This is a genomic window from Streptomyces sp. NPDC091279 (assembly GCF_044757465.1).
In the GTDB taxonomy this organism is placed as follows: Bacteria; Actinomycetota; Actinomycetes; order Streptomycetales; family Streptomycetaceae; genus Streptomyces.
In genome coordinates, this window is sequence record NZ_JBIVVA010000001.1 from 467140 (window position 1) to 479747 (window position 12608).

General features: G+C 74.0%; 11 protein-coding genes and 1 pseudogene. 5 read left to right on the top strand and 7 right to left on the bottom strand.

Annotated elements, in window-relative coordinates; translation table 11 throughout:
- Positions 1-112: 112 nt before the first annotated feature.
- The 4 genes from ACIQOU_RS01935 to ACIQOU_RS01950 all read right to left on the bottom strand — a co-directional run bounded on the left by ACIQOU_RS01935 (position 113) and on the right by ACIQOU_RS01950 (position 5879).
- Positions 113-2041: an isochorismatase family protein gene (locus ACIQOU_RS01935; RefSeq protein WP_401533042.1), complete on the bottom strand. Its 1929-nt coding sequence runs from the start codon at positions 2039-2041 to the stop codon at positions 113-115.
- A 250-nt stretch (positions 2042-2291) separates the two neighbouring features.
- Positions 2292-3122 carry an amidohydrolase family protein gene (locus tag ACIQOU_RS01940; RefSeq protein WP_401533043.1) on the bottom strand — a complete coding sequence of 277 codons (831 nt, stop codon included), beginning with the start codon at positions 3120-3122 and terminating at the stop codon, positions 2292-2294.
- Between the two features lie 56 nt (positions 3123-3178).
- Entirely contained in the window at positions 3179-5008 is a 1830-nt protein-coding gene (locus tag ACIQOU_RS01945; protein ID WP_401533044.1) for a glycoside hydrolase family 15 protein, read from the bottom strand.
- A 91-nt stretch (positions 5009-5099) separates the two neighbouring features.
- On the bottom strand, positions 5100-5879 hold the full coding sequence (locus ACIQOU_RS01950) for a DeoR/GlpR family DNA-binding transcription regulator (RefSeq protein WP_401533045.1): 780 nt from the start codon (positions 5877-5879) through the stop codon (positions 5100-5102).
- Positions 5880-6017: 138 nt separating this feature from the next.
- On the opposite strand from ACIQOU_RS01950, the gene ACIQOU_RS01955 reads away from it, so the two are divergent.
- Positions 6018-6899 carry an SIS domain-containing protein gene (locus ACIQOU_RS01955; protein ID WP_401533046.1) on the top strand — a complete coding sequence of 294 codons (882 nt, stop codon included), beginning with the start codon at positions 6018-6020 and terminating at the stop codon, positions 6897-6899.
- Between the two features lie 26 nt (positions 6900-6925).
- Positions 6926-7783: a ketose-bisphosphate aldolase gene (locus tag ACIQOU_RS01960; protein WP_401533047.1), complete on the top strand. Its 858-nt coding sequence runs from the start codon at positions 6926-6928 to the stop codon at positions 7781-7783.
- A 12-nt stretch (positions 7784-7795) separates the two neighbouring features.
- Here the strand turns inward: ACIQOU_RS01960 and ACIQOU_RS01965 are convergent, their stop codons facing one another.
- Positions 7796-8929: a methyltransferase gene (locus ACIQOU_RS01965; protein ID WP_401533609.1), complete on the bottom strand. Its 1134-nt coding sequence runs from the start codon at positions 8927-8929 to the stop codon at positions 7796-7798.
- Positions 8930-9098: 169 nt separating this feature from the next.
- Between ACIQOU_RS01965 and ACIQOU_RS01970 the strand changes: the two are divergent.
- From ACIQOU_RS01970 to ACIQOU_RS01980, 3 genes and pseudogenes are all read left to right on the top strand, one after another.
- Positions 9099-9722, top strand: a pseudogene (locus ACIQOU_RS01970) (alpha-ketoglutarate-dependent dioxygenase AlkB family protein); the annotation flags it as partial.
- A 75-nt stretch (positions 9723-9797) separates the two neighbouring features.
- Positions 9798-11036: an ROK family protein gene (locus ACIQOU_RS01975; protein ID WP_401533610.1), complete on the top strand. Its 1239-nt coding sequence runs from the start codon at positions 9798-9800 to the stop codon at positions 11034-11036.
- Between the two features lie 23 nt (positions 11037-11059).
- The gene (locus tag ACIQOU_RS01980) at positions 11060-11515 is read left to right on the top strand and encodes an RpiB/LacA/LacB family sugar-phosphate isomerase (protein ID WP_401533049.1); all 456 of its coding nucleotides are present in this window, start codon (positions 11060-11062) and stop codon (positions 11513-11515) included.
- A 21-nt stretch (positions 11516-11536) separates the two neighbouring features.
- Here the strand turns inward: ACIQOU_RS01980 and ACIQOU_RS01985 are convergent, their stop codons facing one another.
- Both ACIQOU_RS01985 and ACIQOU_RS01990 read right to left on the bottom strand, forming a co-directional pair.
- Positions 11537-11929 (bottom strand): tautomerase family protein, encoded by a 393-nt coding sequence (locus tag ACIQOU_RS01985; protein ID WP_401533051.1) that lies wholly within the window; start codon positions 11927-11929, stop codon positions 11537-11539.
- 60 nt (positions 11930-11989) lie between these two features.
- Entirely contained in the window at positions 11990-12547 is a 558-nt protein-coding gene (locus ACIQOU_RS01990) for a TetR/AcrR family transcriptional regulator (protein ID WP_401533053.1), read from the bottom strand.
- Positions 12548-12608 lie beyond the last annotated feature (61 nt).

Genomic DNA, 12608 nt, shown 5'->3' on the forward strand with positions numbered 1-12608 from the left:
GGCCGCGCGACGACGGTGACCACCGCACCGAGGCCGCCCCGACGTCACCGTGGCCGGAGCCTCGGCCCGTGGCCGCCCCATGCCCCGTCCCGAGAAGCGGGCGGCCGTCCGCTCAGACCGCCTCGGCCGCCGTGTGGCCCACGCCGAACGCCGCCGCCACCCGGTCCGTCGCGATCACCGTCCCGCAGGTGTCCGCCACCCACTCCAACGCGAACTCGTGGTGACCGGCCGACACATCGGCCACCGCGTCCGCGACCACGAACGCCTCCAGGTCCTGCGCCCAGGCGTCGGCGGCGGTCATCAGGACACCGGCCCGGGCGTGCACCCCCAGGATCACCACCTGGTCGCGCTCCAACTCCCGCAGCCGGCCGTCCAGTCGGGTCCGTGCGAACGCGCTGTACTTGCGGGAGGTCAGCACGGTGTCCCCGGTCCGCGGCTCGGCCTGCGCCGCGAACCCCTCGGCGTCCGTCCCCGTCGCGGGGTCGACCAGCCGCGCGTACGGCACCGGACCCCGGCCGCCCGCCCGGCGCACCCCGGCCGGCACCGAGTGGATGACCGGCACCCCGGCCGCCCGGGCCGTCTCGATCAACCGGCGTGTGTGGGCGAGGAGTTCGGTGACCGGTGCGGCCTCCTTCTCCAGCGTCCGCACGAACCGGTTCTGGAGATTGAGGACCACCAGCGCGGCCCGGGCGGCGTCGAGGGCCCAGCCCGTCTGATCGGCGGGCAGCATCGCGGGGGTCGGCATGACGTACGGGAACATCGGAGGCGTCAACTCGGCCTTTCCTTCTGACGGGTGCGACTCTGACGGGTGCGACCGGGTTGCCCGGTCCGCTGCGGCGGGAACCCCGCGCACCACCCGAACGGCCGTGCTGCGGACGGCCGTCGACGGCTGCGGTCCCCGGACGACGACCACCAGCCCCGCGTCCGTCGTACGGGCGAGCGCCCCCGTGCGATGGAAACCGTCGGCCGTGAAGTGCCGGGCGTCGTGCTCGGGGGAGCGCCAGTACCGGCGTTCCGGACCGGGCCCCCGGCCGAGCAACTGCCCCTCGGCGCCCGGCGGGACGTCCCGGCCCTGCTGGTCGACGACCCGCAGCTGGTGCCCGGCGGAGACGGCACGCATCCCGCCCGTCACGGCCGCCTCCGTCCCGTCCTGCGGCCGGCTCCCGCAGACGATCCCCTCGGCGCCGCCGAAGACCTGCCGCAGCGCACAGCCGAACGCCGGGGCCACCCGACGCGCCACCCGCTCCTCGAAGCCGCCGCCGCTCACCACAAGGGTCCGCAGACTGCCCAGGTCATAGGCGGTGAGGGCGGCCGCACTGGTCCACCGGACAGCGAGCGGCGCGGGCAGCACGGTGTGCGTCACCCCCTCGCCCGCGACGACCCGGAACGCGCTGTCCGGGTCGCCCCCGGCGCCGAGCACCAGTCGGCCCCCGGCGCACAGCACGGCCAGCCAGTCCAGCAACCCCGGTACCCCGACGGTCAGTTCGGGCCGCGCGACCAGATGGACGACGCCCTCGCCCGCGTTGAAGCCCGCGTCGGACTTGTCGGACTCGTCGGCCGCGTCGGCCTCGTCGTCGAGACCCAGCACGGTGGCCCGCTCCCGCACGGTGCGGACGAGCCCGGCGTGGTCGAGCGGCACCAGACGGGGCACCCCGACCTCGTCGCCCGCGCACTGGAGCAGCGCGAGGCCGTCCCCGTCGGCCGGGTCGGCGCCCTCGGTGAAGCGGCTCACGGCACGTGTCACCGGTTCGGGCACCCCGGGCGGTACCACGACCGGGACCGCGCCGATTCTGGCCAGGGCGAGGACCTCCTCGAACAGGCCGGGGGAGCCGGGGAGTCGGACGACCACCCGGTCGCCCTCGCCGAGCCGCAGCCGGGTCAGTTCCGCCGCGCGGCGCGCGACACGGTCGTTCCAGGCGCGGTAGGTCCACGTCCGGCGGTCCCCGGCGACGTCGACGAGCGCCACCCGTTCGGGATGGTGTTCGGCGCGCGCACGGAACAGGCCGTCGAGCGTGGTGTGCCGGGATGCGTCGGTGCTCACAGTTCGGTCCCCTCGCGGTCATGGCCCGGGGAGCACGGGGACCGTTGGCGCGGGGTGGCGAGTGGCACGACTCGCCCACGGCACGGCCTCCCGGTCGGGCGTGCTGATTAGGTTAGCCTCACCTAAGCTCGCTTGTCGCCTCGGAAAGTAAGAGATCCGGTCGGGAAACGTGAGCCAGGACTCCTCACCCGGCCATCGGACGCCCCGTCAGCCGGGGCCGCTCACCGGGCAGCTCGGGCCACCCGCCCCGTCACAGCGGGCCGTGCGTCCAGCGCCCGCCCAGCAGCGTCCCGTGCACCGGCATCGCGCGCAGCGTGCCCGGGTCGGCGTCCAGCGGATCGACGTCGACGATCACCAGGTCCGCCGGATCGCCGACCCGGACCAGGGCCCGGCCGCGCGCCGACGCGGCCAACGCCGCCCGCACCGTGACCCGTTGCTCCGGATGCCAGGCGGGCCGGTCGTCGCCGGTGCGGTGCACGGCCGCCGCCAGGGTCACCCACGGGTCGAGCGGCGCGACGGGAGCGTCCGAGCCGAACTCCAGGGCGGCCCCGGCCGCCAGCAGATCGGCGTAGGCGAAGGCCCGCCCGGTCCGCCCCGCCCAGTGCCGGTCCGCCACATCACGGTCGTCCACGGCGTGCGTCGGCTGCACCCCGGCCGTCACCCCCAGCTCCGCGAACCTCGGCACGTCCTCGGCCGTCAGCAGCTGGGCGTGCTCGACGCGGCCCCGGCAGCGCACCGCCGAAAAGGCGTCCAGGGCAAGGGAGTTGGCCCGGTCGCCGATCGCGTGCACGGCCGGTTCGATGCCGGCGTGCGGGCGCAGCGCCTCGGCGACCTCCCGGGCCGAGGCGAGCCCGGCCAGATCCACCCGCCGCCGGTTCCCGGCCCACTGCGCCGCGTGCACATGCGCGTCCCACAGCCCCGGCAGCACGGTCCGCCCGTCCAGATCGAGCGCCGGACCGTCGAGGTCGTCCGGCCCGGTGACGGCGACCACTCGGCCGTCCGCGATCCGCAGCGCGACCAGCGGACCACCGGGACCGAGCCGCACCCGGGTCAGCGTGAGAGGGGCGGCGGGGCGCGTCATGGCGGCTCCAGTCGTGGGGTCCTGATCCACCGACGAGGCTATGCCGCAGGGCCGGTTCAGCCCAGGGCACGGTCCAGGTTGAAGGCCGCGCTGATCAGCCCGAGATGCGTCAACGCCTGGGGGAAATTGCCCTGTTGCTCACCGGTGTGGCTGATCTCCTCGGCGTACAGGCCGAGATGGTTGCCGTACGTGAGCATCTTCTCGAAGGCCAGCCGGGCTTCCTCGACGCGGCCCGCGTGCACCATCGCCTCGACGTACCAGAACGAGCAGATGGAGAACGTCCCTTCGTCGCCGCGCAGCCCGTCGGGGCTCGCCACCGGGTCGTAGCGGTAGACCAGCGAGTCCGAGACCAGATCCTTCTTCAGCGCGTCCAGCGTGGACAGCCACTTGGGATCGGTGGGCGCGATGAACTTCGTCAACGGCATCATCAGCACCGCCGCGTCGAGCACATCGCCGCCCTCGTACTGCACGAACGCCTGGCGCGACTCCGACCAGCCCCGGGTCATGATCCGCCGGTAGATCGCGTCCCGGTTGCCGCCCCAGCGGGGCAGATCGGCGGGCAGCCCGCGCCGCCTGGCCATCCGGATCGCCCGCTCGATCGCCACCCAGCACATCAGCCGCGAGTACAGGAAGTTCTTGCGCCCGCCCCGCGTCTCCCAGATGCCCTCGTCGGGCTGGTCCCAGTGCTCGCACACCCAGTCCACCAGGGCGCACACATCGTCCCACTGGTCGCTGGAGATCGGCTGGGCCCACTTGTCGTAGAGGTAGATCGAGTCGATCAGGGCGCCGTAGATGTCGAGCTGGAGCTGATCGGCGGCGGCGTTGCCGACCCGCACCGGCGCCGAGCCCTGATGCCCTTCCAGGTGCGGGAGTTCGGTCTCCGTGAGATCGGTGCGGCCGTCGATGCCGTACATCACCTGCAACGGCCCCAGCTGCTTGCCGTCGCCCGGGCTGATGTGCCGGGTCACGAACGTCATGAACTGCTCGGCCTCGCCGCTGAACCCGAGCCGCAGCAGGGCGTACACGCAGAACGCCGCGTCGCGCACCCACACATACCGGTAGTCCCAGTTGCGCTCGCCGCCGAGCTGCTCGGGCAGGCTGGTGGTCGGGGCGGCGACGATCGCTCCCGTCGGCGCGTAGGTGAGCAGCTTCAGCGTCAGCGCGGAACGGTGCACCATCTCCCGCCAGCGGCCCCGGTACTTGGACGCCGACAGCCAACGCCGCCAGTACGCGACCGTGGTGGCGAACTGCTGCTCCGCCTCCACCCGCGCGCACCGGCGCGGGGCGATGTCCGCGCCGACCTGGTCCAGGGCGAACACCGCCGACTCGCCCTCGGTCAGCTTGAACTCGGCCCGCGCATCCGGGCCCTGGACCTCAAGCGGCACGGTCGAGGTGAGCGCGAGCGACAGCCCGTCCGACGCGAAGACCACCGCCTCGCCGTCCACACGCACGGTGTGCGGCCGGGCGCCGTAGTCGAACCGCGGGGCGATCCGGGCCCGGAACGGCAGCGTCCCGCGCACGCACACCACGCGCCGGATCAGCCGGTGCCGTTCGCTCTCCGTGCCTTCGGCGCCGACCGGCATGAAGTCCTGCACCTCACCGACGCCGTCCTCGGTGGAGAAACGGGTGATCAGGACGTTGGTGTCGGGGAAGTAGAACTGCTTGGTGCGGGCCGGCAGGGCCGCCGCCAGTTCGAAGGCGCCGCCGCGCTCCGCGTCCAGGACCGCCGCGAACACGCTCGGCGCGTCGAAGTCGGGGCAGCAGTACCAGTCGATGGTGCCGTCCGAGCCCACCAGGGCGACGCTGCGCAGATCGCCGATCAGCCCGTGCTCGGCGATCGGCAGATAATGCGGGCCCGCGTCCCGGTCCCCGGCCTCCGCACCCATGGCAGCCTCCCAGCCCGGACCCGCGTCCGCCCCTCAAGGGTAGGCGGAAACCCCCTCGACGGCACGACCGTCACCGGGACGGCCCGGTGGCTCACGCGGTGAGGACCGTGACCCCCGCCTCCTCGAAGCCGCGCCTCGTCTCCGGGCTCACCGACGTGTCCGTGACCAGGGTGTCGACGGCCCGCGTCGCGCAGATCCGGGCGAACGCCCGCTGCCCCAGCTTGCTGGAGTCCGCCGCGACGACCACCCGCTCGGCCCGCTCGCACAGCAGCCGGTTGATCGCGGCCTCCGCCTCGTCGTGCGCGGCGGCCCCGTGGGTGACGTCGAAGGCGACCACCCCGAGCACGGCCACATCGAGGGTGATCTGCCCGAGCACCCCGTCGGCGAGCGGCCCGATCAGCTCGTACGACTGCGCCCGCGCCACCCCGCCGGTCACCACGATCTTGAACTGGGGACGGACGGCCAGCTCATTGGCGATGTTCAGGGCGTTGGTGACGATGGTGAGCGCCGGTGTGCCGGAGCCGAGATCACCGCGCACCGCCAGCGCCCGCGCCACCTCCGTGGTCGTCGTGCCGCCCGTCAGCCCGACCGCCTCGCCGGGCGCCACCAGCTCCGCCACCGCCTGGGCGATCCGCTGCTTCTCGGAGGCGCGCCGGGCGGTCTTGTAGCGCAACGGCAGCTCGTACGAGACCCCGTGCACGACCGCGCCGCCCCGGGTGCGCACCAGCATCTGCTGCTCGGCGAGCTGGTCGAGGTCGCGCCGGATCGTCGCCGCGGACACCTCCAGGTCGGCCGCCGCCTCCTCGACGTCGAGCCGGCCGCGCTCGACGAGCAGCTCCAGCAGCGCCTTCCAGCGGGCGTCCCGTGACATCAGCGCACTCCGATCCTCGATCTTCGGCGACCCTAGCGCACCCACCCCTCCCGAGAATGTTTACTCCTGCTCGAAAGTTGGCTATATCTTGCACGAACGAGCAGCACGAATGAGCAGACCGTCGGGAGGGGCACCCGGATGACCCATGTCGAGGACGAACTGATCAGCCAGCCCGCCTGCTGGACCCGCGTCGCCGCCGAGGCGCCGGGACACCGCGCGGCGCTTCCGGCACCGGGGGAGCGGGTGGCGCTCGTCGGCTGCGGCACCAGCTTCTTCATGGCGCAGTCGGCCGCCGCCCTGCGCGAGAGCGCGGGCCAGGGCGAGACCGACGCCTTCGCGGCCTCCGAGTTCCCGCACGGACGCGCCTACGACCGGGTCGTCGCGCTCACCCGGTCCGGCACCACCACCGAAGTCCTGGACCTGCTGGCCGAGTTGAGGGGCCGCACCCGCACCACCGCGATCACCGCCGACCCGCACACCCCGGTCAGGGCCGCCGCCGACGACCTCGTGGTCCTCGACTACGCCGACGAACGCTCCGTCGTGCAGACCCGGTTCGCGACCACCGCGCTCACCCTGCTCCGCGCCCACCTCGGCCTGCACACCGACGCCGTCGTGGCCGACGCCCGCACCGCGCTGGCCACCCCGTTGCCCGAAGGGCTCGTCGACTCCACGCAGTTCGCCTTCCTCGGCCGGGGCTGGACCGTCGGCCTGGCCAACGAGGCGGGCCTCAAGATGCGGGAGGCCGCCCTCGCCTGGACCGAGACCTACCCGGCGATGGAGTACCGGCACGGCCCCATCAGCATCTCCACCGGCGGCACGGCGACCTGGATGCTCGGCGAGGCGCCCGAGGGACTCGCCGAACAGGTCGGCGCCACCGGCGCGTTGTGGGTGCCGTCCGCTCTGGACCCGCTCGCCGAACTGGTCCGCGTCCACCGCCTCGCCGTCGCCGTCGCCGCGGTCAAGGGCCTCGACCCGGACCAGCCCCGCCACCTCACCCGCTCGGTGATCCTCGCCCCCTGAGCCACGCCCCCGGAAAGGAGCCGGCCGTGCCCCTCGTCACCACCGGCGAGCTGATCACCCGCGCTGCCGCCGCACGCCGCGCGGTCCCCGCCTTCAACATCATCACGCTGGAACACGTGGAGGCCGTCATCGCCGGTGCCGAGGCGGCACGGGGCCCCGTCGTCCTCCAAGTCAGCGAGAACGCCGTCACGTTCCGCCTCGGACGGCTCCTGCCGCTGGCCCGCGCGGCCGTCGCCGCCGCCGAACAGGCCGCCGTTCCCGTCGCGTTGCACCTGGACCACGTCCAGAGCGACGACCTGCTGCGGCAGGCGCCGGACGCCGGATTCAGCTCCGTCATGTACGACGCGGCCCGCCTCCCCTACGCCGACAACCTCGCCGCGACCCGCGCGGCAGCCGACTGGGCGCACGCCCAAGGCCTCTGGATCGAGGCCGAGTTGGGACAGATCGGCGGCAAGAACGGCCAGCGCGCGCTGGCCGCCCACGCACCCGGCGCCTGCACCGACCCGGCCGAGGCGCACGCCTTCGTCGCCGACTCCGGGGTCGACGCCCTCGCCGTCGCCGTCGGCAGCAGCCACGCCATGACGACCCGCACCGCCACCCTCGACCACGACCTCATCAAGCACCTCGCCGCCACCCTGGACGTCCCCCTCGTCCTGCACGGCTCCTCGGGCGTCCCCGACGACGAACTGACCACGGCGGTCACCGGCGGCATCACCAAGGTCAACGTCGGCACCGCCCTCAACCTCGCCCTGACCGGCGCCGTCCGCGACCACCTCGCCGCCCGCCCCGGCGCCGTCGACCCGCGCACCTACCTCACCGACGGCCGGGAGGCGATGGCCGAGGCGGCCCGCCGGATCGTGGAACTGCTCGGCACCGGACCGTGACCGCGCCCCGGGTCAGCGCTTGACGGCCTTCAGGACCACGAACTTCCGGTCCCCGGCGACGAGTTCACAGTTCCCGAAGAGGCGGCGCAGCTTCAGGTGGTAGCCCAGGTGCCGGTTGCCGACCACCCACAGCTCGCCGCCCGTGCGCAGCACCCGCTTGGACCCGGTGAACATCCGCCACGCCGTCGCGTCGGTCGTCGCCTGGTGCGCGTGGAACGGCGGGTTGTTCAGCACGACGTCGACACTGCCGTCCGGCACCCCCGTCACCCCGTCCCCGACCCGGAACTCCGCATGCCCGGGTACCCCGTTGGCCCGGTAGGTCGCCTCCGCCGAGGCCATGGCCTGGAACGACTCGTCGACGAACAGCACCTCGGCGGTCGGATCGGCCAGCGCCACCGCCGTGCCGACCACGCCGTTGCCGCAGCCCAGGTCCACGATCCGGCGCCCGGCAGGCCCGGTCGGCAGACGGGGCAGGAAGAAGCGGGTGCCGATGTCGAGGCGGTCGGCGCAGAAGACCCCGGCGTGGTTGACGACGGTGTGCCCGGAGACCGGCCCGATCCCGTCGGGCAGCGCGTAGCGGTACGGCCACGGGTTGACGGCGCGTACCAGGGACGGGTCCGGCGTGCAGTGGATCAGCCGCGCCTTCTTCACCGCGAGGGAGGTGCGGGTCGGGCCGATGATCCGCTCGAACAGCTGGAGCGTCGAGGTGTGGATCTCCTTCACCATCCCGGCGCCGACCACCACCGTGCCCGCGTGCACCGCGGGCGCCAGCCTGCGCAACTGGTCCTCCAGCAGCGCCAGGCTCTTCGGCACCCGCACCAGGAGCACGTCGATGCGGGCGGGCGGCGCGTCCTGCGTGGTCAGCAGCCGGACCGTGCCGGTCGGAACACCGGCCCGCGCGAGGTTGGCCCGGGTGGCCTCCTGGGTCAGGAAGGAGTCGGTGATCTGCGCGGGTTCGTGTGCGGCCAGCGCGGTGACCAGGGCGCCCCAGCGGTCACCGACCACCACGACCGTCCCGGACAGCGGCACCTTCTCGTCCGCGAGATGCCCGAGCAGATACGCGTCGGCGGCGTCCCAGGCACGCAGCAGGTCACGCGGGTCCTCGGGGAAGCGGGCCAGGTCCACTTCGCCCCACGGCGTCGTCATACGGTCGTTCATCGTGCCTCCAGGCTATCGGAGCCGCAGTTCAGGGCCGGTCGGTCGGGCGGCCGGGCGGCCGGGCGGACGGGCAGAGGAAGAGCACCCGGCACGGCCTCGGTCCGGCGGGACGGGTGGACGGGGCCGGGGCTCACCGTCGTTCGGGCAGGATGGAGTGATGGATGCCGAGCTGTTCCCCCGGGACCGTACGCGGGTCGCGCCCGGCGCGGTCCATGTGCCGGACTGGCTGGACGCCGGGCGGCAACGGGAGTTGGTGGCGGCCTGCCGTGACTGGGCCCGCCCACCGGCCGGGCTGCGCACCGTCCGCACCCCCGGCGGCGCCGCGATGACCGCCCGCCAGGTCTGCCTGGGCCGCCACTGGTACCCGTACGGCTACGCCGACACCGCCGTCGACGGCGACGGCGCCCCCGTCACACCGTTCCCGGCCTGGCTCGACGACCTCGCCCGGCAGGCCGCCGCCGACGCCCTGGGCCCGGCGGCCGGCCCCTACCCCCGCTACGACATCGCGCTGATCAACTTCTACGACGGCGACGCCCGCATGGGCATGCACCGCGACGCCGACGAGCACTCGCCCGCGCCGGTGGTGTCGCTGAGCCTCGGCGACACCTGCGTCTTCCGGTTCGGCAACACCGAGACCCGCGCCCGGCCCTGGACCGACGTCGAACTGCGCAGCGGCGACCTGTTCGTGTTCGGCGGCCCCGCCCGCCTCGCCTTCCACGGCGTACCCCGGGTGCACGCGGGCACCGCACCCCCACAACTGGGCCTGACCGGACGCCTCAACATCACCCTGCGCGTCGGCGGTTTCTCACCCGGCGCGGCGGACACGGCACGAGCGGATCATGGGAGACTCGCCTGCATGACCGGCAACGCGCATCCCCGGACGCCGGGGGACGGGACCACTTCCAGGACGCGCTTGGACCGGGGGCGCGGTGCGCTCGGGCCCGCGCTGGAGCTGGTGCACACCGGCCGCGCGCCCACCCGGGCCGTCCTCACCGCCGAACTGGGGGTGACCCGGGCGACGGCCGGCGCGGTCGCCGCCGAACTGGAGGCGCTCGGGCTGATCCGGGTCGACGCCCGCCCCGGCGCGGCCGCCGGTTCCCAGGGCAGGCCCTCGCACCGGCTCTCCGTCGCCGACGACGGCCCCGTCGTGCTGGCCGCGCAGGTGCACGCCGACGGGTTCCGGGCCGCCCTGGTCGGCCTCGGCGGCCGGATCGTCGCCACCGCCCCGGGCTGCGAGGCCGTCGACGCCGACCCGGCGAAGGTCCTCGGCGCCGTCGTCGAGGCGGGCGCCGAGCTGCTGCGCTCGACGGGACGGCGCTGCGTCGGCGCCGGGCTCGCCGTCCCGTCCGCCGTCGCCGAACCGGAGGGGCTCGCCCTCAACCCGCTGCACCTGGCCTGGCCGGCGGGCGAGCCGGTGCGGCGGATCTTCGCCGACTGCGTGCGCGCGGCCGGGATCACCGGACCGGCCTTCGCCGGGAACGACGTCAATCTGATGGCGCTCGCCGAGCACCGGCACGGCGCGGGCCGGGGCGCCCGTGACCTGCTGTGCGTGGCCACCGGGCACCGGGGCGTCGGCGGCGCGCTGGTGCTGGACGGCCGTCTGCACACCGGGAGTTCGGGCCTCGCCCTGGAGGTCGGCCACCTCACCGTCAACCCGGCGGGCCGCCCCTGCTACTGCGGCAGCCGGGGCTGTCTCGACGTCGAGGCGGACACCTCGGCCCTCCTCAGAGCGGCGGGCCGGGCACCGGGACCCGAACTCTCCCTCCTCCAGCAGGCCAACGAACTGATCCGGGACCACTACGACGACGCCACCGTCCGCAGCGCCGTCGAGACCCTCATCGACCGTCTGGGCCTGGGCCTCGTCGCCCTCGTCAACATCCTCAATCCCGACCGCATCATCCTCGGCGGGCTGCACCGCACCCTCCTGGAGGCCGACCCCGAGCGGCTGCGCGCGGTCCTCGCCGACCGCAGCCTGTGGGGCCAGAGCGGCGGCGTCCCCGTCCTCGCGTGCAGCCTCGACCACAACAGCCTGGTCGGAGCAGCCGAGTTGGCGTGGCAGCCGGTGCTCGACGACCCGTTGGAGGCCCTGTCCTGAGCGCCGCCCGGTAGGCTTCCGGCATGCGTATCTCGGTCTCCTCGGACATGGACAAGCCGGTCGCCCGCGCCCTCGTCGCCGCCCTGCGGGAACGCGGCCACGAGGTCACGGCCCACGGAGCACTGAGCCCCGGGGACGACCCGGAATGGGCCGTCTGCTCGGCCGCCGCGGCCCGCGAGGTCGCCGACGGCGACGCCGATCAGGCGATCGTCTGCTGCTGGACCGGCACCGGCGCCTCCATCGCCGCCAACAAGGTGCCCGGCGTCCGCGCCGCCCTGTGCACCGACGCGTACACCGCGACCGGCGCCCGCCGCTGGAACGACGCGAACGTCCTCGCCCTCAGCCTGCGCCTCACCTCGGAGCCCCTCCTCACCGAGATCCTCGACGCCTGGTTCGCGGGCGAACCGAGCCAGGAGCCGGACAGCAGGGCGAACGTCGAGAAGGTGCGGCGGCAGGACGAGGCGAGGTCCGCCCACTGACCGCGCGGCCGCCCCGGTGTTCTAGGGCGACCCCTCGACGTACTGCGCCGACCCGTGACCGAGCGACCAGTCCGCGGACTCGTTCTCGGTCACGGTGACGAAGACATTGCGCGGCTCGGTGCCCGCGTAGGCCTCGGCGAGTTCGGCGATACGGCGGTACAGCGCCTGTTTCCGCCCGGTGCCGCGCCCGGAGCGCATGGTGATCGCCACGTAGACGATCCCGTCGTCCCGGCGTACCCCGAGATAGTCACCGTGGCGCAGGGTGCTGGTCACCCCGTCGTGGCCGACCAGCACCTGGAAGCGGTCGTCGGCCGGAATCCCCAGCGTCTCGACCAGCGAGTCATGCACGGCACGCCCGAGCGCGTCGAGCCGGTCGGCATCAGCCCCCAGGGCGTCGATCCGGACAAAGGGCATGCGAACTCCCGTCGAGGAAAGGGTCGTTGCGACGGCGCCACCCGAGCGGCCGCGTGCCGGTCAGCGGGGCGCCAGCAGCGCGAGCAGCCCCCGCACGGCCGTGTCGAACGCGGCGGGGGAGCCGGCGGCGCGGGCCAGGACATAGCCGCCCTGCACGGTCGCGAGGACCACCGAGGCGATCTCCTCGCCGTCCAGCGAGGCCGCGAACTGCCCCTGCTCCTTGCCCTCCTCGACGATCCCGGCGATCCGCTCCCGGACCCGGTCGAGCGACGCGTCCACCGGCGCGCGCAACGCGTCGTCCGCCACGATGTCCGGGTCCATCGTCAGCCGCCCGACCGGGCAGCCGCGCAGCACGTCCCGCTGGCGCCGCAGATACGCCTCGATGCGCTCGAACGGTGTCCCCGGCCCGTCGAGCACCGCCTCGGCGCCGGCCATGAACGCGTCCGCGGTCCGCCCGATCGCCGCCAGGGCGAGGTCCTGCTTTCCCTTGAAATGGTGGTACATACTGCCCTGCCCGGCGCCCGATCGCTCCAGGATCGCCTTCGGGCTGGTCCCCACGTATCCGCGCTCCCACAACAGCTCGCGGGTGGACTCGATCAGTCGCTCCGAGGTGCTCATGGAGCCACTGTACCTACTGGTAGGTACAGACGTCGAAACGTCATGGGCGAGTCCGTCGCGG